Source organism: Myxococcota bacterium (assembly GCA_041389495.1).
Lineage (GTDB): Bacteria > Myxococcota_A > UBA9160 > UBA9160 > UBA4427 > JAWKRT01.
The window spans coordinates 271,975-296,323 of record JAWKRT010000004.1 but is presented as its reverse complement, the minus strand read 5'-3'; the positions used below and the strand labels follow the sequence as shown (position 1 = coordinate 296,323).

At 74.6% G+C, this 24,349-nt stretch carries 23 protein-coding genes; 14 read left to right on the top strand and 9 right to left on the bottom strand.

Annotated features, from left to right (window positions below; genetic code table 11):
• Positions 1–3 precede the first annotated feature (3 nt).
• Positions 4–975, top strand: a complete 972-nt coding sequence (locus R3E88_19785) for a PfkB family carbohydrate kinase (GenBank protein MEZ4218724.1) — start codon at positions 4–6, stop codon at positions 973–975.
• A gap of 37 nt (positions 976–1,012) precedes the next feature.
• Complete coding sequence (locus R3E88_19780) at positions 1,013–1,459, top strand: hypothetical protein (GenBank protein MEZ4218723.1); 447 nt, start codon at positions 1,013–1,015, stop codon at positions 1,457–1,459.
• Between the two features lie 52 nt (positions 1,460–1,511).
• On the opposite strand, the gene R3E88_19775 is transcribed toward R3E88_19780, so the two are convergent.
• The 4 genes from R3E88_19775 to R3E88_19760 all read right to left on the bottom strand — a co-directional run bounded on the left by R3E88_19775 (position 1,512) and on the right by R3E88_19760 (position 4,691).
• Complete coding sequence (locus R3E88_19775; GenBank protein ID MEZ4218722.1) at positions 1,512–2,228, bottom strand: FYDLN acid domain-containing protein; 717 nt, start codon at positions 2,226–2,228, stop codon at positions 1,512–1,514.
• Positions 2,229–2,423: 195 nt separating this feature from the next.
• A complete protein-coding gene (locus tag R3E88_19770) occupies positions 2,424–3,509 on the bottom strand; it encodes a DUF1080 domain-containing protein (protein ID MEZ4218721.1) in 1,086 nt (361 codons plus the stop codon).
• Complete coding sequence (locus tag R3E88_19765; protein ID MEZ4218720.1) at positions 3,442–4,026, bottom strand: hypothetical protein; 585 nt, start codon at positions 4,024–4,026, stop codon at positions 3,442–3,444. Before R3E88_19765 ends, R3E88_19770 begins: the two co-directional genes overlap by 68 nt.
• Positions 4,023–4,691 carry a TetR/AcrR family transcriptional regulator gene (locus tag R3E88_19760; protein MEZ4218719.1) on the bottom strand — a complete coding sequence of 223 codons (669 nt, stop codon included), beginning with the start codon at positions 4,689–4,691 and terminating at the stop codon, positions 4,023–4,025. The genes R3E88_19765 and R3E88_19760 overlap by 4 nt, the downstream gene beginning before the upstream one ends.
• Before the next feature lie 187 nt (positions 4,692–4,878).
• Here R3E88_19760 and R3E88_19755 point away from each other — a divergent pair, with 187 nt between their 5' ends.
• Genes R3E88_19755 through R3E88_19735 form a run of 5 tightly spaced genes read left to right on the top strand, consistent with a single transcriptional unit; the run spans position 4,879 to position 11,421 of the window.
• Complete coding sequence (locus R3E88_19755; protein MEZ4218718.1) at positions 4,879–5,520, top strand: LuxR C-terminal-related transcriptional regulator; 642 nt, start codon at positions 4,879–4,881, stop codon at positions 5,518–5,520.
• 39 nt (positions 5,521–5,559) lie between these two features.
• Complete coding sequence (locus R3E88_19750; GenBank protein MEZ4218717.1) at positions 5,560–6,843, top strand: TolC family protein; 1,284 nt, start codon at positions 5,560–5,562, stop codon at positions 6,841–6,843.
• Positions 6,840–7,955 carry an efflux RND transporter periplasmic adaptor subunit gene (locus tag R3E88_19745; GenBank protein ID MEZ4218716.1) on the top strand — a complete coding sequence of 372 codons (1,116 nt, stop codon included), beginning with the start codon at positions 6,840–6,842 and terminating at the stop codon, positions 7,953–7,955. The genes R3E88_19750 and R3E88_19745 overlap by 4 nt, the downstream gene beginning before the upstream one ends.
• On the top strand, positions 7,955–11,044 hold the full coding sequence (locus R3E88_19740; GenBank protein ID MEZ4218715.1) for a CusA/CzcA family heavy metal efflux RND transporter: 3,090 nt from the start codon (positions 7,955–7,957) through the stop codon (positions 11,042–11,044). Before R3E88_19745 ends, R3E88_19740 begins: the two co-directional genes overlap by 1 nt.
• Entirely contained in the window at positions 11,044–11,421 is a 378-nt protein-coding gene (locus R3E88_19735) for a DUF3240 family protein (GenBank protein ID MEZ4218714.1), read from the top strand. The genes R3E88_19740 and R3E88_19735 overlap by 1 nt, the downstream gene beginning before the upstream one ends.
• Before the next feature lie 211 nt (positions 11,422–11,632).
• On the opposite strand, the gene R3E88_19730 is transcribed toward R3E88_19735, so the two are convergent.
• The gene (locus tag R3E88_19730; GenBank protein ID MEZ4218713.1) at positions 11,633–12,412 is read right to left on the bottom strand and encodes a hypothetical protein; all 780 of its coding nucleotides are present in this window, start codon (positions 12,410–12,412) and stop codon (positions 11,633–11,635) included.
• Between the two features lie 84 nt (positions 12,413–12,496).
• A complete protein-coding gene (der, locus tag R3E88_19725) occupies positions 12,497–13,894 on the bottom strand; it encodes a ribosome biogenesis GTPase Der (GenBank protein MEZ4218712.1) in 1,398 nt (465 codons plus the stop codon).
• A gap of 149 nt (positions 13,895–14,043) precedes the next feature.
• Between der and R3E88_19720 the strand changes: the two genes are divergently transcribed.
• The gene (locus tag R3E88_19720; protein ID MEZ4218711.1) at positions 14,044–14,505 is read left to right on the top strand and encodes a hypothetical protein; all 462 of its coding nucleotides are present in this window, start codon (positions 14,044–14,046) and stop codon (positions 14,503–14,505) included.
• 19 nt (positions 14,506–14,524) lie between these two features.
• Here the strand turns inward: R3E88_19720 and miaA are convergent, their stop codons facing one another.
• Positions 14,525–15,508: a tRNA (adenosine(37)-N6)-dimethylallyltransferase MiaA gene (gene miaA / locus R3E88_19715; GenBank protein ID MEZ4218710.1), complete on the bottom strand. Its 984-nt coding sequence runs from the start codon at positions 15,506–15,508 to the stop codon at positions 14,525–14,527.
• A 32-nt stretch (positions 15,509–15,540) separates the two neighbouring features.
• On the bottom strand, positions 15,541–17,460 hold the full coding sequence (gene mutL / locus R3E88_19710; protein MEZ4218709.1) for a DNA mismatch repair endonuclease MutL: 1,920 nt from the start codon (positions 17,458–17,460) through the stop codon (positions 15,541–15,543).
• 209 nt (positions 17,461–17,669) lie between these two features.
• On the opposite strand from mutL, the gene R3E88_19705 reads away from it, so the two are divergent.
• The 4 genes from R3E88_19705 (at position 17,670) to R3E88_19690 (ending at position 20,575) form a co-directional block, all read left to right on the top strand.
• Positions 17,670–18,515: a sigma 54-interacting transcriptional regulator gene (locus R3E88_19705; GenBank protein ID MEZ4218708.1), complete on the top strand. Its 846-nt coding sequence runs from the start codon at positions 17,670–17,672 to the stop codon at positions 18,513–18,515.
• Positions 18,516–18,529: 14 nt separating this feature from the next.
• Positions 18,530–19,324, top strand: coding sequence for a carbon-nitrogen hydrolase family protein (locus tag R3E88_19700; GenBank protein MEZ4218707.1), 795 nt, complete (start codon positions 18,530–18,532; stop codon positions 19,322–19,324).
• 131 nt (positions 19,325–19,455) lie between these two features.
• On the top strand, positions 19,456–19,749 hold the full coding sequence (locus tag R3E88_19695) for an FHA domain-containing protein (GenBank protein ID MEZ4218706.1): 294 nt from the start codon (positions 19,456–19,458) through the stop codon (positions 19,747–19,749).
• A 118-nt stretch (positions 19,750–19,867) separates the two neighbouring features.
• Entirely contained in the window at positions 19,868–20,575 is a 708-nt protein-coding gene (locus R3E88_19690) for a polysaccharide biosynthesis/export family protein (GenBank protein MEZ4218705.1), read from the top strand.
• A 4-nt stretch (positions 20,576–20,579) separates the two neighbouring features.
• On the opposite strand, the gene R3E88_19685 is transcribed toward R3E88_19690, so the two are convergent.
• Positions 20,580–21,986 (bottom strand): sugar transferase, encoded by a 1,407-nt coding sequence (locus tag R3E88_19685; GenBank protein MEZ4218704.1) that lies wholly within the window; start codon positions 21,984–21,986, stop codon positions 20,580–20,582.
• A 575-nt stretch (positions 21,987–22,561) separates the two neighbouring features.
• Here R3E88_19685 and R3E88_19680 point away from each other — a divergent pair.
• Together R3E88_19680 and R3E88_19675 are read left to right on the top strand one after the other, a co-directional pair.
• On the top strand, positions 22,562–23,419 hold the full coding sequence (locus tag R3E88_19680; protein MEZ4218703.1) for an AAA family ATPase: 858 nt from the start codon (positions 22,562–22,564) through the stop codon (positions 23,417–23,419).
• Positions 23,419–24,348 (top strand): AAA family ATPase, encoded by a 930-nt coding sequence (locus tag R3E88_19675; protein ID MEZ4218702.1) that lies wholly within the window; start codon positions 23,419–23,421, stop codon positions 24,346–24,348. Before R3E88_19680 ends, R3E88_19675 begins: the two co-directional genes overlap by 1 nt.
• Position 24,349 lies beyond the last annotated feature (1 nt).

Genomic DNA, 24,349 nt, shown 5'->3' with positions numbered 1-24,349 from the left:
GCCGTGCGGTTCTGGGGCGTCGTTCCCGCGCCGCGCGATGCGGCGGGCGCGGAGGTCGTCGGAGTCGGCGAGATCTCGCTCGACCGGCGTATTGCGGTCGACGCACTCCCGACGCCCGGAGCCAAGCAGGCGGCGCGCGCGGACGCGAGGCTCGCGGGCGGGCAGATCGCGACCGCGATGCTCGCGTGCGCGCGCCTCGGCCGCTCGGCAGCCTTCGTCGGCGCCGTCGGCGACGACGCCGATGCGGAGCGCGCGCTCGCGCCGCTGCGCGCAGGCGGCGTCGATGTCGGCGACGTCCAGCGCGTCGCGGGCGGGCGCACGCGCGCGGCACTCGTCCTCGTCGAGACGGCGCGCGGCGAGCGCGCGGTCGTCGAGCAGCGGGACCCGGCGACGCGCCTCGACCCCGCGCGCATTCCGCTCGCGCACGCCGAGGCCGCGCGCGCCGTGCTCGTCGACGCGACCGACCCGCCGGCCGCTCACGCCGTCGCGCAGGCCGCGCGCGCGGCCGGCGTTCCGGTCTTCCTCGATGCGGACAGCCCCTCGCGCGAGTCGTTCGCCATCGCGGCCGAAGTGGATTTTCCCGTCGTTTCCGAGCGGTTCGCCGTCGAGATCGGAAGAGGAATCTCCGTTTCCGAGGGGCTGCGGGCGCTGATCGGCGCGGGAGCGCGCGTGGCGGTCGCGACGCTCGGCGAGCGGGGCGCGCTCGCACGGACCGCCGACGGACGCGAGCTCGGGAGCGGCGCCTTCGAGATCGCGCCGGTCGACACGACGGGCGCAGGAGACGCCTTCCACGCGGCCTGGATCGACGCGGCGCTCGACGGCCTCGACCTCGCGGCGGCGCTGCGCCGCGCGAACGGGGCGGCCGCGCTCGCGTGCCTGGCAGTCGGGGCTCAAGGTGCGCTCGCGTCGCGCGAGACGTTGGAGGCGTTCCTGCGCGACGCCCGCCAGCGCCGCTGGCGGAGCGACGCGGCGTAGACCGCGCGCGCAGGAGCCATCCGAGGGAGGGCTCGCCATGTCGTCAGGGTCCGGAGTGCGCACGGTCGGTGTCGCGCTCGTCGTCGTCGCGCTCCTCGCCGGGCTCGGGGCGTGGAACTACCAGCGCAACCTGCGCGCCGAGCGCGCGTCGCCCGGCGCGACGCCGTTCCGGGGCTACTCGGACGCCGACCTGGCCGCACTCCGCGGCGCCTACGAGGCCGAGATCGCGACGCTTCGCACCGAGTACGACGCGGCGTCGAAGCGGCGCGCGGCGGTGCGCCCGACGCAGGGCGTCGGCGAGGGAATCGCCGAGTTCGAGCGCGTTCGGCGCTCGTCGGAGCGCGTGCGCGATGCGGGCCAGGAGCTCGCTGCGCAGGAGAAGCGCGTGCAGGAGATCGCGGCCGAGCAGGCGCGCCGCGCCCGCACGGGCAGCGAGATCGCCCTCCACGTGCGGCGACTCACCGGGCTCGAGCTTCCCCTCTAGGCGCGGCGCGAACGCGCTCTAGCCGCGGCGCGAACGCGCGCGGCCGTGGCGCTCAGTCCTCGTCGGCCTCGTCGGCGTCGTCGAAGAAGTCGTCGCCCGTCTGCGGCGGCGTGACGCCCACTTCCTCGAAGTCGTCGTCGTCATCGCCTGCCGGGCGGTCCGCCTCGTCGTCGTCGAGCAGCGGCGCCATCGGACGCACGGTCGGCCGGATCGGCGCATCGCTCGGCTCGGGCTTCGAGACGACCTTGGGCCGGTCGGCCTGGTCGGCGCCGCACTTCGGGCAGAGCGCCTCTTCCTTGTTGAGGTCGTAGAACTTCGCGCCGCACTCGTAGCACTCCCACTTGAGGCCGAGCGGGCCGGCGTCGGGCGTGGGCCGCCCCGCGCCGAGCGGGAGATCGATCTTCGGGCGAGTCGGCTTCGCCTTCTTCTTCGCCTTCACGGCCTTCCTCGTCGACTTCGCACCGGATTTCGCTGCCGTGGTCTTCGCGGCCTTGTCCTTCTTCGCGGCCTCGGACTTCTTTGCCGCCTCGGCCTTCTTCGCGGCGGGCCGCGCCGACGGCCGGGCGGCCGCCTTCTTCGGCGCCGCCTTCGCCGCGGGGGCCTTCTTCGGCGGCGGCTTCTTCGCCGCGCTCTTCTTCGTGGGCTTCTTCTTCGTCGTGGGCTTCTTCGCCGTCGCCTTCCGGGCGGTCGGCTTCTTCGACTTCGCGGCCTTCGCCGGGGTCGACTTCTTCGTGGGTCGCTTCTTGGTCGTCTTCGTCTTGGCGGTCATCGGCCCTCTCACCCTCGGCTCGACCCGCGCGCCGCAGCGCGAGGCCGTCGCGGCGGAGCTCGCCCGAGCTCCTCTCGTGTCGCGTGTCGCGTACCCGACCGGCGCGCGCGTGCGAGCACGCGCGCCCTCGCTGGGGGGGAAGTCGCCGCGCGTATAGCACACGCCGCGAGCGGCGCGAGAGGCCCGCGCCGGCTGTTAGTCGGGGCCCGCCGCTCCGCCGGACGCCGCGTCGAGCGGCAGCACCCAGACGTTGCGGAAGACGACGGGGTTCCAGTGGTCCTGGAGCGTGAGCGCGCCGGGCGCGGGCGACTCGCCGTCGCCGAGCCCCGTCGGCCCCGGGATCTCCGCGTCGTCGTGCACCAGGACGCCGTTGTGGCGCACGCTCGCGCGGGCGTTCGCGCGCTTGGCGCCGCTCGCGTCGAACCGCGCCGCGCGGAACTCGATGTCGTACGTCTGCCACTGGAGCGGGGGGAGGGCCATCGCGGTCGCGGGGGCGGCGGTGCGATAGATCGCGCCGCACTCGTCGGCGGCGGGCGCGTTCCCGAACGAGTCGAGGATCTGGACCTCGTAGCGATCCTGGAGGTACACGCCGCTGTTCCCGCGCAGCTGCCCGCTCGCCGAGGGCATGAACGGCGTTCGGAACTCGAGGTGGATGCGCGCGCTCCCGAAGGCCTCGCGCGACGTGGCCCCCGCGCGCAGCCAGCCCTCGGGCGTCGCCGTGCCGTCGGTCGCGTTGCGGAGCCCCCCGCTCGCTCGATCGGGTCCGAAGAGGACGATCGCGCCCTCGGGCGGCGGCGCGCCGAGCGTCGGCGAGCGCCGCTCGATGCGCGGCAGCGCGAGAGGCTCGACCCGCGCGTCCGCGACGCCCGGCCCGTCGCGCCGTTCGATCCGGAGCGAGGCGACGCCGTCCGCGAGCGCGACGCTCGCCTCGATCCCGTCGCCCGCGAAGCGGACCGCGTCGGCGTCCCCGGCGCGCGCGCCGCTGGCGCGCACGGGCGGCGCGCCGCTCCAGCCCGCGCCGGGCAGGCCGGCCTCGTACAGCACGAGCTCGAAGGCGCCGTCGCCGCGCGCGACGACCTGCGCGGCGAGCGGCGCGCCCTCGCGCGCGTACTCGCCCTGGAGCGCGTGGTCGACGCCGGCGTCGGCCGCGTCGAGGTAGGCGGCGTGGCAGCCCGCGAGCGCCGCGCCGAGCGCGAGGAGGGAGAGCGCGCGCCTAACGACCCGAGCTCGCGACGTCGGGCGCGCGGCGGAAGCGGGCGCGGTACTGGATCGTCTCGACACCTTCGAGCCCCGTCACGTGGATCGTGTGATCGATGACGAGCGTACCCTCGTCGTCGAGGCGGAACACGTTCACGCCGGTCGCCTCCGACTGCTCCCAGCGCGTCTCGATCGCACCGTCGACGAGGCGCGCGCGGCGCGTGAACGTGCCGCGCGGTCCCTCGCTCGAGTCGGCCGAGCCATCGAGCGGAAGAGGGCGCAGCGGCTCGCCGCGCGGCGCCATGAGCAGGCGCGTGTCGTCGAGCGCGAACTCGTAGCCGCGCGGGGGCGAGGTCGTCGACTCGAGGATCGGCCCGGCGAACTGCCGCGTGATCCAGGACAGGCCGGCGATCGCGGCGCGGATCGCCGAGATCCGCTGCGCCTCGTCCTCCTCGACCCGCACGCGCGTCCAGCCGCCCGCGAAGGCGGCGAGGCTCGGCGCGCCGTCCGCGGCCGCCGGGCCCGCGCTCGCGGCGCCGATCGCGGCGCACGCGATCGCGCCGATCGCGAGGCGCGAGGCGCGCACCATCGCGCGCGTCACGACCGCCTCCGGGCGCGCGCGCGGCCCGGCGGCGCGAGGGCGTGCGCATCGGACGCCGTGACGGCGCCGAGCAGCTGGCGGGCGAGCTGGCGCAGATCGCTGCGGAGCGCTTCGACGCGCTCCGCGGCGAGCGTGTCCATGCCGAGGGCGTCCGCGACGGCGCGGCGCGCGGCCACCCACACGAGCGCCGTGCTCGCGAGCGCGAGCGCGACCTCCGCGGCGTCGCGCGGCTTGTTCTCGCCGCGTGCGACGCCGGCGTCGATCGCGCGCTGCAGCGTCTCGAGCAGGCGCGCGACGGCGGTCGCGACCCCGTCGACCTCGATCGGGTCGACGAGAAGCCGCAGCAGGATGCGCGCGGCATCGGGCCGCGCCGCCACGAAGGCGACGAACTCGCCGACCACGCGCTCCATGCGCGCGAGGCCTTCGTCGTCGTCCGTGTCGGCGACCCGCGCCGAGAGGTCGGCCACGATGCGCACGACGACGGCGCCGTAGAGCGTGCGCTTGTCGCGGAAGTGGTGGAGGAGGCTCGGTCGGCGCAGGCCGGCGCGCGTCGCGATGTCCTCGATGCGCGCACCCGCGAAGCCGCACTCGCCGAAGGCGGCCTCCGCGCAGTCGAGGATCTGCGCGCGGCGGTCGGCGGGCGGAGCGGCGGGGTCGCTCGACATGCGCGCAGCCTACCAACTGGTAGGTAGGCGGGGGAAGGGGGTCGATGCCGCGCGCGCCCGGCGGGCGACTGGATCCGCAGCGCGTGCCGCCCGCCGGGAGCGCGCTATCTCCGGCGGCCGCGGGTGGGCGGTCGGGAGCGACCGCGCGCGTCGGCTCGTCGCGGCGCAGGATCCCGAGGGAGGCCGCGTGGGCGAGGAGTGCGAGCAGCGCGGCGGCGAGCGGGAGGCGAGCGGCGATCGGCGCCTGCGGCGCCGCGTGAGTGCGATGCTCGCCGCCATCGGCCTCGGCGGAGCGCTCGACCTCGTGCTCGACCGTCCGGCGCGCCTCACGAGCTTCCACGTGCTGTTCGAGCTCGGGCTGCTCGCTCTCTCGCTCGGTGGAGCCGCCTACCTCTGGCTCGGCTGGCGACGCGCGGGGGACTCGCTCGCCCGGACGCGCCGCGACCTCGCGGCGCGCCAGGCCGAGCGCGACGTGTGGCGCGAGCGCACCCAGCAGATCCTGCGCGGCCTCGGCGAAGCCATCGACGCGCAGCTGCGCGACTGGCAGCTCACGGTCGCGGAGCGCGAGACGGCGCTGCTGCTGCTCAAGGGCTACGGCCACAAGGAGATCGCGGCGCTGCAGGAGAAGAGCGAGCGCACGGTCCGGCAGCACGCGATCGCGGTCTACCGCAAGGCCGGCGTCGCCGGCCGCGCCGAGCTGTCCGCGTTCTTCCTCGAGGATCTGCTGCTGCCGCCGCCCGAGCCCGAGCGGGTGCCGGGCGCTCCGGAGCCCGGCGAACGACGGATCGCGCCCGCGAGCGGCGCGACGGGCGGCACCTCCGGCACTTGACGGATGGCCCGAGCGGGCGCCGTCGGGCACCTCGCTCGCATGCACCGACCGGCGCACCCCCTCGCGCTCCTGCTCGCGCTCGTTTCGCTGGGCGTCGGCGTCGCCGCGCGCGAAGCGGGCGCGATCGAGCCCGCGGCGCCTTCCGCGGCGGCGCACGACGATGTCGCGCGGCTGCCGCGCGACCCGGGCCTGACGCTCTCCGAGGCCGTGCGCCTCGCCGCGGCGAACGACCCCGGCGCGATCGCCGTCGGCGGCCGCGTCGAGGAGGCCGAGGCGATCGCGGACGACGCGCGACGCTGGCTCGCGGACGCACCGACCGCGTTCGCCACGCACGTCGACGACGGCCTCGCCTCGGACGAGGGGTTCCGCCAGTGGGACGCGGGGCTCGAGCTGCCGCTCTGGTGGCCCGGGCAGCGTGCGGCGACGCGCGCGCAGGCGGTGGCCGCCGGCGAGGCGGCGGCCCTGGCCGCGCGGGTCCATCGGCTCGAGGTGGCGGGGCGTGCGCGCGCCGCACTCGCGGAGCTCGATCTCGCCTCTCTTCGCGAGGCGCTCGCCGCCGACGAGCTCGCCGCGCAGCGCGCCCTCGTCGCGCGCGTCGCGCGCGCCGTCGAGCTCGAGGAGCTCGCGCGTCGCGACCTGCTCCTCGCGCGCGCCGCGGAGACCGAGCACGAAGCGCTCCTCCTCGCCGCGCGGGAAGAGCGTATCCACGCCGAGCACGCATGGCGTCGGGAGACGTCGCTCGAGCGCGCTCCCGCGAGCGGGGACGAGACGGCGGCCGACGCGACGGCGATCGCAGAGCACCCCTCGCTGCGGCTCGCCGATCGCGAGGTCGCGCGCGCAGAGGCCGAGGTGGAGCGGCTCGCGTTCGCGCGCTGGAGCGCACCCGCGATCGCGATCGGAACGCAGCACGAACGGAGCGCGCGCGGGCAGGGCTACAGCGATCGAGTCGTCGCCGGCGTGCGGCTTCCGCTCGGACGCCGCGGCGCGCTCGCCTCGGGGCTCGCGGCGGCCGCGCGCGCGCGCGCCGAGGCGCGCGCCGCGCGCGCCCGCGTCGAGCGCCGGCTGCGGGGGCACCTCGACCACGCCGTCCATCGGAGCGAGCTCGCCGAGGCGCGCGCCGGCCTGGCTGCCGCGCGTGCCGCGCTCGCGCGCGATCACCTCGCGCTGGCGCAGCGCGGCTTCGACCTCGGCGAGATCGATCTCGAGACGCTGATCCGCGCACGCCTGCTCGCCCGCACGGCGGAGGAGGCGCACGGCGAGGCGATCGTGCAGCGCCGTCTCGCCACCGCCGTGCTCAACCAGTCGATCGGAGTGCTGCCGTGAAGCCCAGGGACTCGTTCGCGTTCGCGCTCGTCTCGCTCGTCCTGTTCGGGGGCGCCGCCGCGACGGCGCGCGCGGAAGCGTCGATCGCGCTGCGCGAGGCGGAGCGCGTCGCGCTCGGGATCGACGTCGCGCCCGTCGCGCAGGCCGCGACGCTCCGGACGCCGTTCTCGCCCGGGCGCATCGCGCTCCCGAACGACCGCGTGCGCGTGGTCGCGCTCCCGACCGCCGGACTCGTCGCGGCGGTCGAGGTCGCGGTCGGCGACCGCGTCGCGCCGGGCGACGTCGTGGCGCGCGTCGAGAGCGCCGAGCTGCTCGGATTGCAGCGCGCGTTCGTCGAGGCGCTCGCCGAGCGCGATCTCGCGCGCTCGACCCATGCGCGCGAGCGCGTGCTCGCGGAGGAGGGCGTGATCGCGGGCCGCCGCGCCCACGCGGCGCGCGCGCGGCGCGAGGCAGCGGAGGCCCTCGTCGAGGAGCGCCGGCACGCGCTCGCGATCGCGGGCACGGATGACGAGACGCTGCGCGCGCTCTCGCGCACGCGGCGCCTGCAGCCGTCGTTCTCGCTGCGCGCGCCGGTCGCGGGCGTCGTGCTCGAGCAGCTCGCGCGGGCCGGGGAGCGACTCGAGGCCGGCGCGCCCGTTCATCGCATCGGCGCGCTCGACGTGCTCGTCGTCGAGGCGCACGTGCCGGTGTCCGTCGCGGAGGGGCTTCGCGCGGGCGACGCGTTCGCGATCGAGGCGCCGGCTGCGAGCGGACGCATCGACGCGATCGGCAGCGACGTGCACGCGGCCGACCAGGGAGTGCTCGTGCGCGGCCGCATCGACCGCGGAGCGGATCGCCTGCGGCCCGGGCAGTTCGTGCGCATCGCGTTCGAGCCCGCGGTCCGCGACGGGGCGGTCTTCGCGATTCCCGCGGCGGCCGTCGTCCACGTCGGACCGCGCGCGCTCGTCTTCCGAAGCCGCCCGGACGGCTTCGAGGCGGTATCGGTCGACGTCCGCGGCGCGTCGGCGGCCGGTGCCGTCGTCGCCGGACCGCTCGCGCCGGGCGACGAGGTCGCGGTGCGCGGCACGGCCTCGCTCGAGATGCTCTGGCTCGAGCGGGCGGGCACGCGCTGATGCTCGCGGCGGTCGTGCGCTTCGCGCTCTCGCAGCGCGCGTTCGTGCTGCTCGCGGCCGCCGCGTTCGTGGCGGCGGGCTGGAAGGCGCTCGGCGACACGCCCGTCGACGCGTTCCCCGACGTCTCGACGACCCAGGTCAAGGTGATCGTGCGCGCGCCGGGCATGACGCCGGAGGAGGTCGAGGCCCGCATCACCGCGCCGATCGAGATCGAGCTGCTCGGCATTCCGCGGCAGACGGTGCTGCGGTCCGTCACGAAGTACGCGCTCGCCGACGTGACCGTCGACTTCGAGGAGGGCACGGACCTCTACTGGGCGCGCCAGCAGGTCGGCGAACGGCTCGGCGCGATCTGGGACGCGCTTCCCGCCGGCGCCGTCGGCGGTGTCGCGCCGATGACGACCCCGCTCGGCGAGGCGTTCATGTTCACGATCGAGGGCGGGGGGCTCGAGCTCGCGGAGCGACGCGCGCTCCTCGACTGGGTGATCCGGCCGGCGCTGCGCACCGTGCGCGGCGTCGCGGACGTGAACGCGCTCGGCGGGCGCGTCGAGACGTTCGAGGTCGCGCCGCGCGAGGATGCGATGCTCGCGCACGGCATCGACCTGGGTGCGCTCCGCGACGCCCTCGAACGAAACAACCGCAGCGACGGCGCGGGTCGCGTCACCGACGGCGAGGAGGCGCTGCTGGTGCGCGCGGAGGGTCGGATCCGCACGCTCGACGACCTGCGCGACGTCGTCGTCCGCGCCGATCCGACCGAGATCGTCCGCGTCGCCGACGTCGCCGACGTGCGGACGGGCGCGCTCGCGCGCTACGGCGCGGTCACGCGCGACGGCGAGGGCGAGGCCGTCGAGGGGCTCGTCCTCTCGCTGCGCGGTGCGAATGCGCGCGAGGTCGTCGCGGGCGTGCGCGCGAAGCTGGAGGAGATCGCGCCGGTGCTCCCGGAGGGCGTCGAGCTGCAGGTCTTCTACGACCGCGGCGAGCTCGTGGAGCGTGCGGTCGCGACCGTCGGCGAAGCGCTCGTCGTCGCGATCGCGCTCGTCGTCGCCGTGCTCGTCGCCTTCCTCGCCGACGTCCGCGCCGCGTTCGTCGCCTCGCTCGTGATCCCGGCGAGCGTGCTCGGCACGTTCGTGTGGATGCGCGCGCTCGGCATGTCCGCGAACCTGATGAGCCTCGGCGGCCTCGCGATCGCGATCGGCATGCTCGTGGACGCGGCCGTCGTCGTGATCGAGAACGCGGTCACCGTGCTGGGCGGGCCGCTCGCGGGCCGGCTCCCGCGGCTGCATCTCCTGTACCGAGCGACGCGCGAGGTCGCGACGCCGGTCGCGGCGGGCACGGCCGTGATCGTGCTCGTGTTCCTTCCGCTGCTCTCGCTCGAGGGGCTCGAGGGCAAGCTCTTCGTTCCGGTCGCGCTGACGATCGTCTGCGCGCTCGCGACGTCGCTCGCGCTCTCGCTGACCGCGCTGCCCGTCGTCGCCTCGTACCTGCTTCGCGGGCCGGCGCGCGATCCGCGGTTCGTGCGGGTCCTCGAGCGACGTTATGCGCGCGTGCTCGACGCCGTGCTCGCGCGCCCGCGCCGCGTCCTCGTGCTCGTCGCGATCCTGCTCCTCGCGACGGTCGTCGCGTTCGTCCGCATCGGCCGGACCTTCCTTCCGACGATGGACGAGGGGAGCGTGATCGTGCAGCTCGAGAAGCTGCCGTCGATCTCGCTCGAGGCTTCGCTCGAGCAGGACCTGCGCATCGAGCGAGCGCTGCTCGCCCGCGTGCCCGACGTGGCCGGCGTGGTCGCTCGCACCGGGTCGGACGAGATCGGGCTCGACCCGATGGGCCTCAACCAGACCGACGCGTTCCTCGTGCTGCGGCCCGCCGCGCAGAGGCGGACGCCGTCGCGCGATGCGCTGCTCGACGAGCTGCGCGCCGTCCTCGATGCGTTCCCCGGCGTCGCCTACGGCTTCACGCAGCCGATCGACATGCGCGTATCGGAGATGCTGACGGGCGTGCGCGGCGACGTGGCGGTCAAGATCCACGGCTTCGATCTCGCCGCGCTCGACGCACTCGCTACGCGCGTCGCAGCGACGCTGCGCGGTGTCGACGGCGCCCAGGACGTCTTCCGCAGCCGCGGGGAGGGCGCCGAGTACCTCGAGCTCGAGGTCGATGCGCTCGAGGCGGGCCGGGTCGGTCTCTCGGTGACCGAGGTGCAGGATCGCCTGCGGGCGCGGCTCGAGGGCGTGCGGGCGGGAACGGTCTTCGCCGGGCTGCGCCGCATCCCCATCGTCGTGCGCGGGCCGCGCGCCTCGGCCGGCTCTCCCGCCGAGCTCGCGAGCCTGACGCTGCCGACTCGCGGCGCCGAGTCGATCCCGCTCGCCTCGGTCGCGCGGGCGCGGCGCGTCGAGGGGCCGGTCGAGATCAAGCGGGAGGGAGCCGGGCGTTTCGCGGTCGTGACCGCCAACGTCCGCGGTCGCGACCTCGTCGGATTCGTCGAGGCCGCGCGCGCAGCCGTCGCGCGCGACGTCGAGATCCCGGCCGGCTTCCGGATCGAATGGGGCGGCCAGTTCGAGAACCAGCAGCGCGCGTCCGCGAGACTCGCGCTCGTCGTGCCGATCGCGCTCGCTCTGATCTTCCTGCTGCTGTTCTCGACGTTCGGCTCGACCGCGCTCGCCGGCCTCGTCCTCGCGAACATTCCGCTCGCGCTCGTCGGCGGCGTCGTCGCGCTCTGGGCCTCGGGCGAGTACCTCTCGGTGCCGGCGACGATCGGCTTCATCGCGCTGCTCGGGATCGCGGTGCTGAACGGAGTCGTGCTCGTCTCGACCTTCGAGCAGCTGCGCGCGGAGGGGAGCAGCGTCGAGGCTGCCGTGCGCGCGGGCGCCGTCCGCCGGCTGCGGCCGGTGCTGATGACCGCGATGAGCACGGCGCTCGGTCTCGTGCCGCTGCTCGCGGCGAGCGGGCCGGGTGCGGAGCTGCAGCGGCCGCTCGCGATCGTCGTGACCGGCGGCCTCGCGAGCTCGACCGCACTCACGCTCGTGCTGCTGCCGCTGCTGTATCGCGCGCTCGTCGGGCGTGCGGCCGGCGGCATCGCGACGGGGGAGGCTCCGTGATGGCCCGGGAGGTGTTGCTCACGCTGGTCGCGACGCCGCAGATCGAGGAGCGACTCGTCGACTGGCTGCTCGCGAACGGCCATTCGGGCTTCACGACCGTCGCGGCGGCCGGACACGGCGCGGAGCACGGCGCGCTCGACACGCGCGAGCAGGTCACCGGGCGAAAGGTCCACGTCGCGCTCTGGCTCGTCGTTCCGCGTGCGGTGGCCGACGCGCTGCTCGGATCGCTCGCGGAGGCGTTTGCGGGTGCGGAGATCCACTACTGGGTCACGGACGTGGTCGCATCGGGAGCGCTCGCGGGGCGCGGCAGTGACGGTGGGGCGCAGGTCGAGGGACGGGGCGCGGGCCGGACCGGGGATGATCCGGGCGACAGTTGACATAATCCATCTTATCGGACATTCCGAAGTGACCCGGCCGCGAGACGCGACGACGCCGCGGCGCCGGTGCCGGGATCGCCGCTTCGGGGCGTGAACGGAGCCGCCGGTCGTGGTGCCGGGCCTCGCCGCGTCTCGGGATGGGTCCGCGGCGCGCGCGCGCGCCGCGCCCGGAGGAATCCCGCGCTGACGCGCGGGATCGCGCCGCCCGCGATCAGTCCGTCTGTCGGGCGGCGCGCAGCTCGGCGAGGCGCGTGCCGATCGCAGCCGGGATCGCGTAGTCCGGCGCCTCGGACTCGAGGCGCTGCAGGAGCGCGATGGCGGCGTCGTTCTCGCCCGCGTCGGCGCGGCAGCGCGCGGCGTCGGCGAGCGCGCGGTGGCGCAGCGGGAAGTCGGCGATCGCGCCGGCCTGCTCGTAGCTCTCGGCCGCGCCGGCGGGATCGTGCGCAGACTCGCGCGCCTCGCCGACGCGCGTGAGCAGGATGCCCCGGATGGCGCCGGTCGCGCGGCGCGCCGCCTCGTCCCAGGTCGCGATCGCGCCGGCGGCGTCCCCGAGCTCCTGCTGGAGCGCGCCGCGCTCGAGCGACGCCATCGCGCCGACGGGCGTGCCCGCGTACTCGACGGCGACCTTCGCGAAGCGCTCGGCGTAGTCCGTGCGCACGCGGCGCGCGGTTTCCGGGTTCGCGGGCTCCGGCACCGCCGTGTCGCCCGGCTGCGCGCCCATCGCCGCGCGGTAGTCCGTCTGGACCGTCGCGAGCGCGAGGGCCGCCTCCTGGCTGGCCTCGTTGCGGCTCGACTCGACGAAGCCGATCACGGCCGCGACGACGAGGACGGCGGCCAGCGTTCCGAGGATCGGCGCGGGGTTCGCACCGATCCACTCGGCGAGCTTCTCGCCGCGGCTCTGCAGGCCTTCGAACGTGATGGCCGCGCTCTCGGGCGCCGTCGTCCGACGGGCGGTCTTCGCGGGACTCTCGGTCTTCTCGCGGGCGCTCACGGGGTGCGTCCTCTCCTGCGCTTTCCGGGGGTCGAGACGGCCGCGCAGTGTATCGGAGCCGTTCGGGCGCGGAACCCGCCGCGCTCAGTCGCCGCGACCGCGCGAGCGCAGGCGCAGGCGCACCGGCGTGCCGGCGAAGTCGAAGCTCGCGCGCAGCTGGTTCTCGAGGAATCGCACGTAGGACGGCAGCACGGCGCGCGGCTCGGTGCAGAACAGCACGAACGTCGGCGGGTGCGTCCCGGTCTGGGTGGCGTAGAAGAACTTGATCGGCCGGCGCCGCGAGCCGCGCCGCGCCATCGACGGCTCGTGCTTGACGACGGTCTCCTCGAGCCAGCGATTGAGCTCGCCCGTCGCCACGCGTCGGCCCGCGGCCGCGTGCACGCGCGCGATGGCGGGCCACACCCGCGGCGCGCGCGCGCCCGTCTTCGCCGAGAGCGCGACCATCGGGAAGTCGGGCGCGAAGCGCAGCGCGCGGGCGACCTCGCCGCGCACGCGCTCGGCCTGCTCGGCGTCGACGAGATCCCACTTGTTGAGCACGATGATGGCGGCGCAGCCGCTCTCGACGACGAGGCTCGCGATGCGCGCGTCCTGGTCGCCGACGCCCTCGCTCGCGTCGATCACGATCAGCGCGACCTCCGCGCGCTCGAGCGAGCGCGTCGTCATCAGCGCGCTGCCGCGCTCGACGTGCTCGCTTCGCTTCGCCGCGCGCCGGAGCCCGGCGGTGTCGACGAGCACGAGCGCCGCGGGCTCGTCGCCCTCGGCCTCCGCGCGCTCGATGCGGATGTCGATCGCGTCGCGCGTCGTGCCCGCGACCTCCGACACGACGACGCGATCGGCGCCCGCCAGCCGGTTGACGAGCGAGCTCTTGCCGACGTTGGGACGCCCGACGACGGCGACCCGGATCGCGCCGTCGTCCGGCGCGTCGGGCTCCTCCGTCTCCGCGGGAAGGCGCGCGACGAGCTCCTCGAGCGCGTCCCACGCGTTCGTCCCGTGCTCGGCCGAGATCGCGTGCGGCTCGCCGAGCCCGAGCGCGTGGAACTCGTGGACGCGCTCGCGGTGCGCGGGCACGTCGATCTTGTTGACCGCGAGCGCGAGCGGCTTGTCCGCGCGGCGGAGCGTGCGCGCGATCTCCGCGTCCTCCGGCAGGAGACCCGCCTTGCCGTCCACGACGAACAGGATCGCGTCGGCCTCGTCGACGGCCGAGCGCGCCTGCCGCTGGACGGCCGCGCCGAGCGCGTCCTCGGCGTCCGGGTCGAGGCCCGCGGTGTCGACGAGCAGCACGCGGCGGCCGGCGACCTCGATCTCCTCGACGATGCGGTCGCGCGTGAGCCCGGGCTCGTCGGCGACGAGGGCGCGCGGATGGCCCGCATAGCGGTTGAAGAGCGTCGACTTGCCGACGTTCGGGCGGCCGACGACGGCGACGATCGGCGTGCGGCCGCGCGCCGATCGAGGGGACGGGGAAGCGGAGGGAGGAGCGGTCACGGGCGCGAGAGTAGCCGCGCGCCGCGGCGCGCCGGGCACCCCGCACGCGGACGCTCGCTTGACAACGAATCGAGCGGGCTCGTAGCCTCGCCCGACGCGCCCGCTCCCGGCCTCCGACCGGGCCGCCCGCGCGTGCGGAGGTCGAACGCGTGCCGATCCCGAACCGCCCTCGCCGCTCTCGCGCCTGCGGGCTCCTCGCCGTCGTCCTCGCGCTCGCGACCGCCGGGCCCGCCGCCGCGAGCCCGCAGACGCTCGTCCGCGGGCTCTCGAACATCGCGCTCGCGCCGCTCGACGCGGCCCTCGCGCCGATCTCGAGCTTCGTCGGGATCCGCGAGAACCTCCAGAACATCGACGACTCGCCGGGCGTGCGCCGCTTCTACCCGATCCCGGCCTGGTTCTACGCGGTCGGCCTGCAGCTCGGGTGCTCGGTGATCCGCGCCGCGACGGGCGCGATCGAGGTCATCCCCGGCATCCCGCTCGTGTTCGTCGAGACGGACATGGAGCCGCTCTTCGACCCGGTCACGGACGCGTCCGCGCTGTTCGAGTTCGACAGCGACATCCTCGACGACGGCTACCGCTTCGGGATCAACTACACGCAGCCCGGCTTCTGAGCCCGGGCTCCGCTCCGGCTCAGGCCGAAGCGCGCGCGCGCTGCTCGCCCTCGAGGAAGCGCTCGACGCGCGCGAGCACGCGGTCGACGTCGCGCGGGTCGAGCCACTCGGCCTCCGGCACCGCGCGCAGCCACGTGCGCTGCCGCCGCGCGAACTGCCGCGTGTCCTTCTGCATCGCGACGAGCGCGTTCGCGAGCGTGTCGAGCCCGTCGACGACCGGGTTCACGTGGCGGTAGCCGATCGCCTGCATGGGACGCAGCTCCGGGCCGTAGCCTCGATCGCGGAGCGACCGCACCTCGCGCAGGAGCCCCGCGTCGATCATCGCCCGGCAGCGCGCGTCGATCCGCTCGTTCACGGCGTCGCGTCCCGGATCGAGCGCGAGGTGCAGGCGCGCATAACGTCGGTCCGCGAAGCGGTGCGCGTCGCGCACGCGCGACGCCGGGCGCCCCGCCCCTTCGAGGATCTCGAGCGCGCGCACCGTGCGGCGCGCGTCGTTCGGATGGATGCGCGCGGCCGCCTCCGGATCGGCGCTCGCGAGCCGCTCGTAGAGGCGCAGCGGGTCGCCCTGCGCGACCGCCGTCGCGTGCTCGCGCTCGAGCCGCTCGCGGAGCGCGGCGTCGGGCGGCCCCGTCGCGATCAATCCGTCGAGGAAGCTGCGGATGTAGAGCCCCGTCCCGCCCGCCAGCACGACGACGCGCCCGCGCGCGAAGATCGCCTCGGCGACGCCGCGGGCCTCGCGCGCATAGCGTCCCGCGCTGTACGGGACGTCGGGCGTCACGACGTCGAACAGGTGGTGCGGAACCGCGGCGCGCTGCTCGAGGGTGGGCTTCGCGGTCCCGATGTCCATGTACCGGAAGACCTGCATCGAGTCGGCGTTCACGACCTCGCCGTCGAACCGGCGCGCGACGTCGATCGCGACGTCGGTCTTGCCCGCCGCGGTGGGTCCGGTGACGACGACGACGGGGCCCGCCGCTGCGTCCGTGCTCGAAGGTCGCTCGCTCATGGGGCGCCGAGCGTAGCCGACGCGCCGTGTGCTCAGCGCCGGCCGAAGCGGCGCTCGATGTCGGCGAAGTCGACGGCGACGGCGACCGGGCGCCCGTGCGGGCAGGTCGGCGACCACGGGATGTCGTCGAGGCCGCGCAACAGTGCCCGCTGTTCGTCGGGCGGGAGCACGTCGCCGAAGCGGCGCGCGGCGTGACACGCGAGGGTCGCGAACAGCCGGTCGAGGACGGGCAGCCAGCGCGCGGCCTGGTCGCCGGCGTCGCCGCGCACGCCCTCGTCGGCGAGCTCTCGCGCGAGCTCGCCGACGAGCGCCTCGGGCGACCGCCCCGCGAGCTCGCACGGAACCGCGCGCACGAGCACCGCTGCGTCGCCGAATGGCTCGACGTCGAAGCCGAGCCGCGCGATCGCCTCGGCGTGCTCGCCGAGAGCGGCGGCCGCCGCGGGGTCGAGCCGCACGAGCGCCGGTGCGAGCAGGCCCTGCGCCTGGACGCCGCCGCCGAGCGCCTGGGAGCGCAACCGCTCGTAGAGGATGCGCTCGTGCGCGGCGTGCTGATCGACGAGGAGCAGCCCTTCGTCGCCCTCGACGAGCAGGTAGCTCGCGCGCAGCTGCCCGATCGGACGCAGGTCGGCGAAGCGGAGCCCGCGCGCCGCCGTTTCCGCGGCCGCATCGCGGCCGGCGGCGTTCGCAGCTGCTGCGTCGGCCGACCCGGCGTGCGGCGCGAAGATCCAGTCCGTCGTCGCGTCCGCGCGCGCGCCGTCGCGGCGGCGCGCGGTGCCGAGGGCGTCGGCCGAGGGCGACGCGCCCGGCGCGTCCTCGACGCGCCCCGCGCCGGCGAGCCCGGGCGCGCGCCCTCCCCCGCCGAGCCACGAGCGCTCGGCGATCGCGGCGCGGATCGCGCGGCGGATGGCGCGGTGCACGTCGCGCGGCTCGGCGAACCGCACCTCCCACTTCGCGGGGTGGACGTTCACGTCGACGCGCTCGGTCGGGACGGTGAGGAAGACGACGGCGGTCGGGAACCGACCGCGCGGGAGCCAGTCGCGATAGGGCTCGAGCACGGCCTGGCGCACGAGCCGGTCGCGCACCGGTCGGCCGTTCACGAAGAGGTAGAGGCCGTTCGTGTTCGGGCGCGTGTGCTCGGGCGTGGACACGAACGCCTCGACGTGGGCGCTCGCGTCCTCGTACGCCGTCGCGACGAGCGCGCGCGCTTCGGGCTCGGACAGCACGGCCGCGACGCGGTCGAGCGGCTCGGCCGTGGCGGGCCACACGACGGGCGCGCGGTCGTCGCGTTGCAGCTCGAAGTGCACGCCCGGCAGGGCGAGCGCGAAGCGCGTCATGCGATCGGCGACGTGCGTCCACTCCGTGGTCGCGGCCTTCAGGAACTTGCGGCGCGCGGGCACGTTGGCGAACAGGTCGGCGACCTCGATGCGGGTGCCCTCCGGTGCGCCGACCTCGCCCTCGCCCGCGACGCGCCCGCCGTCGAGGCGGATCTCGTAGCCCGCGCCCTGCGACCCGCGGAGCCGGGTGCGCAGCCGCATGCGCGAGACGGAGGCGATCGAGGGCAGCGCCTCGCCGCGGAATCCGAATGTTGCGATGTGCATCAGGTCGGCTGCGCCGGTGAGCTTGCTCGTGGCGTGCCGCTGCAGGCAGAGGTGCGCGTCGGCGGGCGAGAGCCCGACGCCGTCGTCGGTCACCGCGATCCACGCGAGGCCGCCCTCGCGCACCTCGACGCGCACGCGCGACGCGTCGGCGTCGATCGCGTTCTCGACCAGCTCCTTCACGACGGACGCCGGCCGCTCCACCACCTCGCCGGCGGCGATCTGGTCGATCACCGCGTCGGAAAGGATCTGGATTCCCGCCTTCTCGAGCCCCTGCCTTCGAGTGATGGGCGAACTCCTCGGCGCGCTGGCCTCGCTAGAATCCGGAGCCGGGCGCGGCCCCAGGATGGGCCCCACCGCGGGCCGGCACCTTCATCGACTCGCAAAAAGGATTGACAAGTTTCCGATATCTAAATAATTTTCGCCGCCAGTCGGGAAACCGCCTACGGGGTGATCGGGCCATGAGCGAATCGCGATCGACGGAGGGCGTTGCAGCCGACGCCGCCGAGTCTGCCACATCGCGGCCGTCGCCGGCCGCCGGAGAGCGGCGGGTCGCCGAGCGCATCGTGGGCTCGAGCGCGGCCATCATGCGCGCGGTCGATCTCGCGACGGCGGCCGCGCGCGCTCGCGGGCCGGTCGCACTCGTCGGCGCTCCGGGCACCGGCCGCACGCATCTCGCGCGGGCGATCCACGGATGGAGCGCGCGAGAGGCGGCGCCCTTCGTCGACCTGTCGATCGCGGCGATCGCCGTCTCCCGGCAGATCGCCGAGATCTTCCATCCCGGCGGAGCCCTCGAGCGCGCGGGCGACGGGACGCTCCTGCTGCGCGACTTCGGGCTGCTGAGCGATGCCGCGCGCGGCGCGGTCGTCCGCGCCGTCGAGGAAGGCACCTATCGCAGCGACGGCCTCGCCGAGGCGGCGCCGCTGCGCGCCCGCATCCTGATCGCGGTCGACGACGGAGCCTCCGTGCCCGGCGGCTGGACGGAGATCGAGGTTCCGTCGCTGGCCGAGCGCGTCGAGGACATCCCCGCGCTCGCCGCCCAGTTCCTGGCGCAGTTCGCCGAGCAGCAGGGCGTCGCGCCGGTGGGCTTCACGGCGGAGGCGCGCCGCTGGCTCGTCGAGGAGCCGTGGCCCGGGAACGTGCGCGAGCTGCGCGAGCGCGTCCGGCAGGCGCTCCGCCTGGCGGGCGGAGGCGCGATCTCGATCGAGGCGCTGATGCTCGCGACCGAGGGCGACGACATCCCGTCGTTCAAGGAGGCGAAGCGCGCGTTCGAGACGCGCTACGTCGAGAGTCTGCTGCGACGCTGTGGCGGCAACATCAGCCGCGCGGCGCGCCTCGCGAAGAAGGACCGCAAGGACTTCTACGACGTCATCCGCAGGACGGGCGTCGACCCGCAGGACTTCCGCTCCTAGATCGGGAAGCGCCGGTGCGCGTCGCGCTCGTGCAGCTGTCCTCGACGGACGACGTCGAGCGCAACCTCGCGGCCGCGCGCGCCGGCATCGACGAGGGCGTGGCGGCCGGAGCGGCCTTCGTCGCCCTCCCCGAGGCGTTCGCCTTCCTGCGGCGCGAGGGCGCGCGCATCCCGGAGCCCGGAGCGCTCGCGACGCGCGTCGCCGGGTGGCTGTCGGAGGTCGCGCGCGAGCGCGGCGTCTGGCTGCTCGGCGGGAGCATCCCCGAGCCCGCGCGCGACGGCCGGCTGCACAACACGACGCTCGTGCTCGCTCCCGACGGCCGCGTCGCCGGGCGGTACCGGAAGATCCACCTGTTCGACGTCGACCTGGATGGCAGCGGCCGTTTCCGAGAGTCGGACGTCTACGCTCCCGGCCGCGATCCGATCGTCGTCGCGACGCCGTTCGGCGGGGTCGGCCTGTCGATCTGCTACGACCTCCGCTTCCCCGAGCTGTACCGGCGCCTCGTCGACGCGGGCGCGCGCTGGCTCTGCGTGCCGAGCGCATTCACGCGCGAGACGGGCGCCGCGCACTGGGAGGTGCTCCTGCGCGCCCGTGCGATCGAGAGCCAGTGCTTCGTGCTGGCTCCCGCGCAGTGCGGCCACCATGGCCCCGACCGCGCGAGCTTCGGCCACTCGCTCGTCGTCGATCCGTGGGGAGGCGTGCTCGCACGAGCGGGCGACGAGCCGACGGTGCTCGTCGCCGACTGCGACCCTGCGGCGATCGAGCGCGCGCGCCGCGCCGTCCCGTCGCTCCGCAACCGGAGGCTGTGAGCGCGACGCGCACGGTGGTCGCACCTCTCAAGCAGCCGCGCGTGCCAACCGAAGATGCGCGGGTGCCGCGGTGCGCCGAGCGCACCGACCGGGAGGGGCGCGCGTTCATGACCAGGGCTGTGGGTACGCCAGTGGCACGACTCGAGATCCGCAACGGCGAGTTCGCCGGCATGACCTACGAGCTCGGCAAGGACGAGACGCTGATCGGCCGCAATCCGACGACCGACATCACGCTGCTCGACGAGGGCATCAGTCGCGAGCACGCGGTGATCCTCGCCGACGAGACCACCGGCGGTCACGTGATCGAGGATCTGCAGTCGACGAACGGAACCAAGGTCAACGGCAAGCGCGTGCGCTCGGCCGAGCTCCAGGACGGCGACGAGATCCAGATCGGGCACACCTGCTTCCTGTACCAGGCGCACTGAGCGGGCGACTCCTCGCCACGCATCGTCGGGTGCCGGTGTGTCCCCACACGACGCGCCGTTAGGCGCCGGTACCATGCGGCCGGCCCGATTCGACGCGGGCGTCGACGGAGGGGGAAGCGTGCGAATCCGGATCGGCTCACCGGCCCACCACGTGGCCATGCGACGCGTCGCCGTCGCCGTCGCCACGGCACTCCTCGCTGGCTGCGCCTCGGCGCCTCCGCCCGTCGCTCCGATTCCCTCCGCCTACCGCATCGGCGCGCCCGATGTCCTCGACATCCGCGTGCTTCCGGATCCGATGATCCAGCGCACCGCCACGGTGCGACCCGACGGCTACATCACGTTCGATCTGATCGGCGACGTGAAGGCCGCGGATCGCACGACAGAGGAGATCGCGACCGACATCGAGCAGCGGATCGCGCGCTTCAAGCGCGACGCGCGCGTGACGGTCGCGGTCGAGCGCGCGCAGAGCAACGTCGTCGCGGTGTTCGGCGAGGTCGGGCGCGAAGGCACGGTGGCGCTCACCCAGCAGACCCGCGTCGCGGATGCGATCGCGCGCCAGGGCGGCATGGGCTTCCTCGCATGGGAGAGCCGCGTGCGGCTGATCCGGACCGACGGCGAGCAGACGACCGTCATGCGCGTGAACATGGCGGCCATCCAGCGCGGCGACCTGTCGACCAACGTGCTGCTCGAGGGCGGCGACATCATCGTCGTCCGGCCGACCCCGCTCGGGCAGTTCGGCTACCTGATCCAGTCGATCCTGTTCCCGTTCACGTCGATCGCCGGGCCCGGCGCTTCGGCGGCGAACATCGCGACGCGCGTCTTCTGACCGCCTAGCTCGCGCCGCGTCCGCTGAGGATCGCGGGGATCGTGCGCGCCAGGATGCGGAAGTCCTGGCCGAGATCCCACGTGTCGATGTACTCGAGATCGAGTCGCATCCACTCGTCGAAGCGGATCTGGTTTCGTCCCGCCACGGCCCACAGACACGTGAGACCCGGACGCATGGACAGGCGGCGGCGATCGCCGCCTTCGTACAACACGACTTCGTCGGGTGTCGGCGGGCGCGGACCGACGAGGCTCATCTCGCCGATCAGCACGTTCCAGAACTGCGGGAGCTCGTCGATGCTCCACTTGCGCAGCACGCGCCCGACGCGCGTCACGCGCGGGTCGTCCTTGATCTTGAACACCGGACCGTCGAGCTCGTTGAGGTGGAGCAGGTCGGCCTTCATGCGGTCGGCGTCCGGCACCATCGTCCGCAGCTTGAGCATCGGGAACTGACGGCCGTTCAGGCCGCAGCGCCACTGCCGGAACAGCACCGGCCCGCCGTCGTCGAGCTTGATCGCGAGCGCCGCGAGCCCGACGACCGGCGCGGCGAGCAGGAGCCCGAGCGTCGCGCCCGCGATGTCGACGCCGCGCTTCACGGCGAGCTCCATCTCGTTGTGGTGCACGGGCGCGAACGTGACCGTCCCGAGCGAGTCGAAGCGGCCCACGCGCGGCGGCGGGAGCTCGTCGCCGAACAGGTCCGTCAGGAGCGTGACGGGCACGCCGATCTGGGCGCACTCGCGCACGACCGGGACCAGCGAGTCGAGCATCGAACGCGGGCACGCGACCAGCACCTCGTCGACGGACGAGTCCCGCAGGAGGCCCGGCAGCTCGACCATCTTGTGGATGAGCTCGACCGGGACGTGCGGCGCGAAGCCGGGCTCGCCGTCGTCGACGAAGCCGAGCACGCGCAGGCCCCACTCCGGGTGCTGGTCGATCGTCGCGAGGGCCCGCGACGCGCGCGGTCCGGCGCCGATCACGACGACGGTGCGCGTGTTGTGTCCCGTGCGGCGCGCGACGTGGAGGACGCCGTAGAGGCCGGCGCGCAGCGTCGCCTGCGCGAAGAACGTCGTGGTCGCGAACACGAGCGGGAACGCCGGGGCGAGCGGCGCGTCGAGCAGCGCGGCGAGGCCCGAGAGCAGGAGCGCGCCGAGGCCGTTCCCGGCGAGGAGGCGCGCGAAGGTCTGGCTCAGGGCGTCGCGCCGCTGCGACTCGTAGATCCCGAAGCGCCCGAGGATCAGCGGCCACGCGAGACCCGAGATCGCGGCGAGCGCGAGGAGGGTCACGAGACCCACCTCGGTCACCGTCTCGGGCCGGCGGATCATCTGGCGCGCCACCCAGGCGAACAACCCGACCGTGAGGGCCGCGTCGATCACCATGAACGCCAGGTGCAGCTGTCGTCCGCGCTCCTTCAGCATCCTCGCCGTAGGTTCCTTCTCGCTGCGGCTGCGGTTCCGCCGTCCTTCCCGCGCGGGCTACCGCACCGTGCTCGGCGGGCTCGGGCCGCCTCGCTGCGTCCGGTGTCGTCGCCGGACGAGCGCAAGCGGCGTGCCAGGTGCACGCACCGCCGCGGCCGCCCGGAGGTGACTCTCACCGCTCCATCATCGCGCGCGAGGGCAAGCGAGTGGCCGTTTCGTGGGCATTCGTGCCGCCCGGCGTGAAGGAACCTGCGCAGCAGCCGGCCCGCCTCGATCGCCGTGCACGGTGTCGCACGACCCGATGCCTCGAACCGCCCCTCGCTCGATGAAGAAAGGATGAAACCGCCGCCGACCCCGGTGTATACCATGGTGTCCGGGGGTGTCCAGCCACTTTGAATTAGGTTTTCACCGGATCCGATCAGGGCGGCCCGGGGTCGGAGCTCGCCCGCTCGTTCGGCACTGCAGGCCCGGCAGAGGGGGTGTTACCTCGCCGCGGTCGGCGGCACTCACTGCGGGTGACGGGCCGCGAGCGCACCTATCATCGAACGCGTGTCGGGTGACGACAAGGAAGCCGCATGTACGAAGCCTTCTTCGGCCTCAAAGAGCCGCCCTTCTCGCTGACGCCCGATCCGCGGTTCCTGTGGCTCTCCGACACCCACAAGGAAGGCCTCGCCGCGCTCGTCTACGGCATCACGCGGCACAAGGGGTTCCTGCTCCTCACGGGCGAGGTCGGGACCGGCAAGACGACCCTGCTGCGCGCTGCGCTCGACCAGATCCCCCCCGACACCGACACCGCGCTCATCCTCAACACGATCGACCTCTCCCCTCTCGACCTGCTGAAGCTGATCGCGGCCGAGTTCGGCCTCGAGGGCGCGATGCAGACGAAGGCGGACTACCTGATCGCGCTCAACCGGATGCTGCTCGAGCGGCTGCGCGCCCGCCGCAACACGGTGCTCATCATCGACGAAGCGCAGAACCTCGACGCCGCGGCGCTCGAAGAGGTGCGCCTCCTCTCGAATCTCGAGACCGACACCGAGAAGCTCATGCAGATCGTGCTCACCGGGCAGCCCGAGCTGCTGCGCAAGCTCTCGCATCCGTCGCTCCGCCAGCTCCGCCAGCGGATCGCGATCGAGCACCACGTCGAGCCGCTCGCCGAGGCCGACGTCCACGACTACCTCGCGCATCGCCTCTCCGTCGCGGGCGGTCGCTTCGAGGACGTCTTCGAGCCCGGTGTCGAGCCGGCCTTCTTCGCGTTCTCCCACGGCTGCCCGCGACTGATCAGCCTGCTCGCCGATCGCGTGCTGCTCGCCGCCTACGCGGCGGACCAGCGCCCCGCGACCCGCGAGCTCGTCGAGCGCAAGGCGAAGTCGATGACTACGATCCGCACGATCGGAACGTCGATGACGCCCGGCGAGGTGGGAGCCGAACGCTAGTGGGAGAGATCGCCGACGCGCTGCGCAGGGCTCGCGAGGACGGTGTCGCCGCACCGAAGCGCCGCACGGCCGAGGAGCGCGAGCCGGTCTACGCGCGCGCGGCCGACCGCGAGGCTCCGAGCGGCGACGCACCGGAGGCCGCGCCGGTCGAAGCGTCGGCGCCCGCCGACGCGACGCTCGAGACGCCCAAGCGCTGCGACGTCGAGATCCCGCGCGACCGCCGAGGCGCCTGGGCGGCGCGCGCCGTGATCGTGGAGGGCGACGACCCGCGCGCCGAGTCCTACCGCCACTTCGCGATCCGCCTCGCGCGCGAGCTCGAGGCGCGACACATCAAGAGCGTCATGGTCGTGAGTGCGCTCCGCCACGAGGGCAAGACGACGACCGCGTGCAACCTGGCCCTCGCCTACGCGTCGATGGCGGGGGGGCGGACGACCGCGCTCGTCGACCTCGATCTGCGGCGGCCGAACGTCGCGCGCGCGCTCGGCATCGAGCCGCGCGCCGGCCTCGAGTCGCTGCTCGCCGGCGACGCCGACCTCGACGACGTCCGCCTGCGGACCGACCTCGCCGCGCTCGACGTCTACCCGACGGCGCACCCGCTGCTCGAGCCGCACCGCGAGCTGGCCGAGCCCCGCGTGGGAGCCGTGCTGCGCGAGCTCGAGCGGCGCTACGACATCATCGTGATCGACACGGCGCCGCTCATGCTCGTGCCCGACACCGAGCTGCTCTTCCCGCACGTCGGCGGGGCCGTCGCGGTCGCGCGCTCGCGCCGCACGAAGCGGGAGGCCTTCCGGACCATGGTCGCGACGATCCCGGCCGGGAAGCTGCTCGGCACCTTCATGAACGACTCCCGCCCGACGCGTCACGCGAAGAACTACGGCTACTACGGGCCCGACGCGGGGCCGCGCAAGCCGCCGCGCGGCGCGAAGTAGG

Excerpts from the sequence above, each read along its gene's own strand:
- R3E88_19780 (MEZ4218723.1), top strand. The coding sequence starts at position 1,013 with ATGTCGTCAGGGTCCGGAGTGCGCACGGTCGGTGTCGCGCTCGTCGTC.
- R3E88_19775 (MEZ4218722.1), bottom strand. The coding sequence starts at position 2,228 with ATGACCGCCAAGACGAAGACGACCAAGAAGCGACCCACGAAGAAGTCG.
- R3E88_19760 (MEZ4218719.1), bottom strand. The coding sequence starts at position 4,691 with ATGTCGAGCGACCCCGCCGCTCCGCCCGCCGACCGCCGCGCGCAGATC.
- R3E88_19750 (MEZ4218717.1), top strand. The coding sequence starts at position 5,560 with ATGCACCGACCGGCGCACCCCCTCGCGCTCCTGCTCGCGCTCGTTTCG.
- R3E88_19740 (MEZ4218715.1), top strand. The coding sequence starts at position 7,955 with ATGCTCGCGGCGGTCGTGCGCTTCGCGCTCTCGCAGCGCGCGTTCGTG.
- R3E88_19735 (MEZ4218714.1), top strand. The coding sequence starts at position 11,044 with ATGGCCCGGGAGGTGTTGCTCACGCTGGTCGCGACGCCGCAGATCGAG.
- miaA (MEZ4218710.1), bottom strand. The coding sequence starts at position 15,508 with ATGAGCGAGCGACCTTCGAGCACGGACGCAGCGGCGGGCCCCGTCGTC.
- R3E88_19685 (MEZ4218704.1), bottom strand. The coding sequence starts at position 21,986 with ATGCTGAAGGAGCGCGGACGACAGCTGCACCTGGCGTTCATGGTGATC.
- R3E88_19680 (MEZ4218703.1), top strand. The coding sequence starts at position 22,562 with ATGTACGAAGCCTTCTTCGGCCTCAAAGAGCCGCCCTTCTCGCTGACG.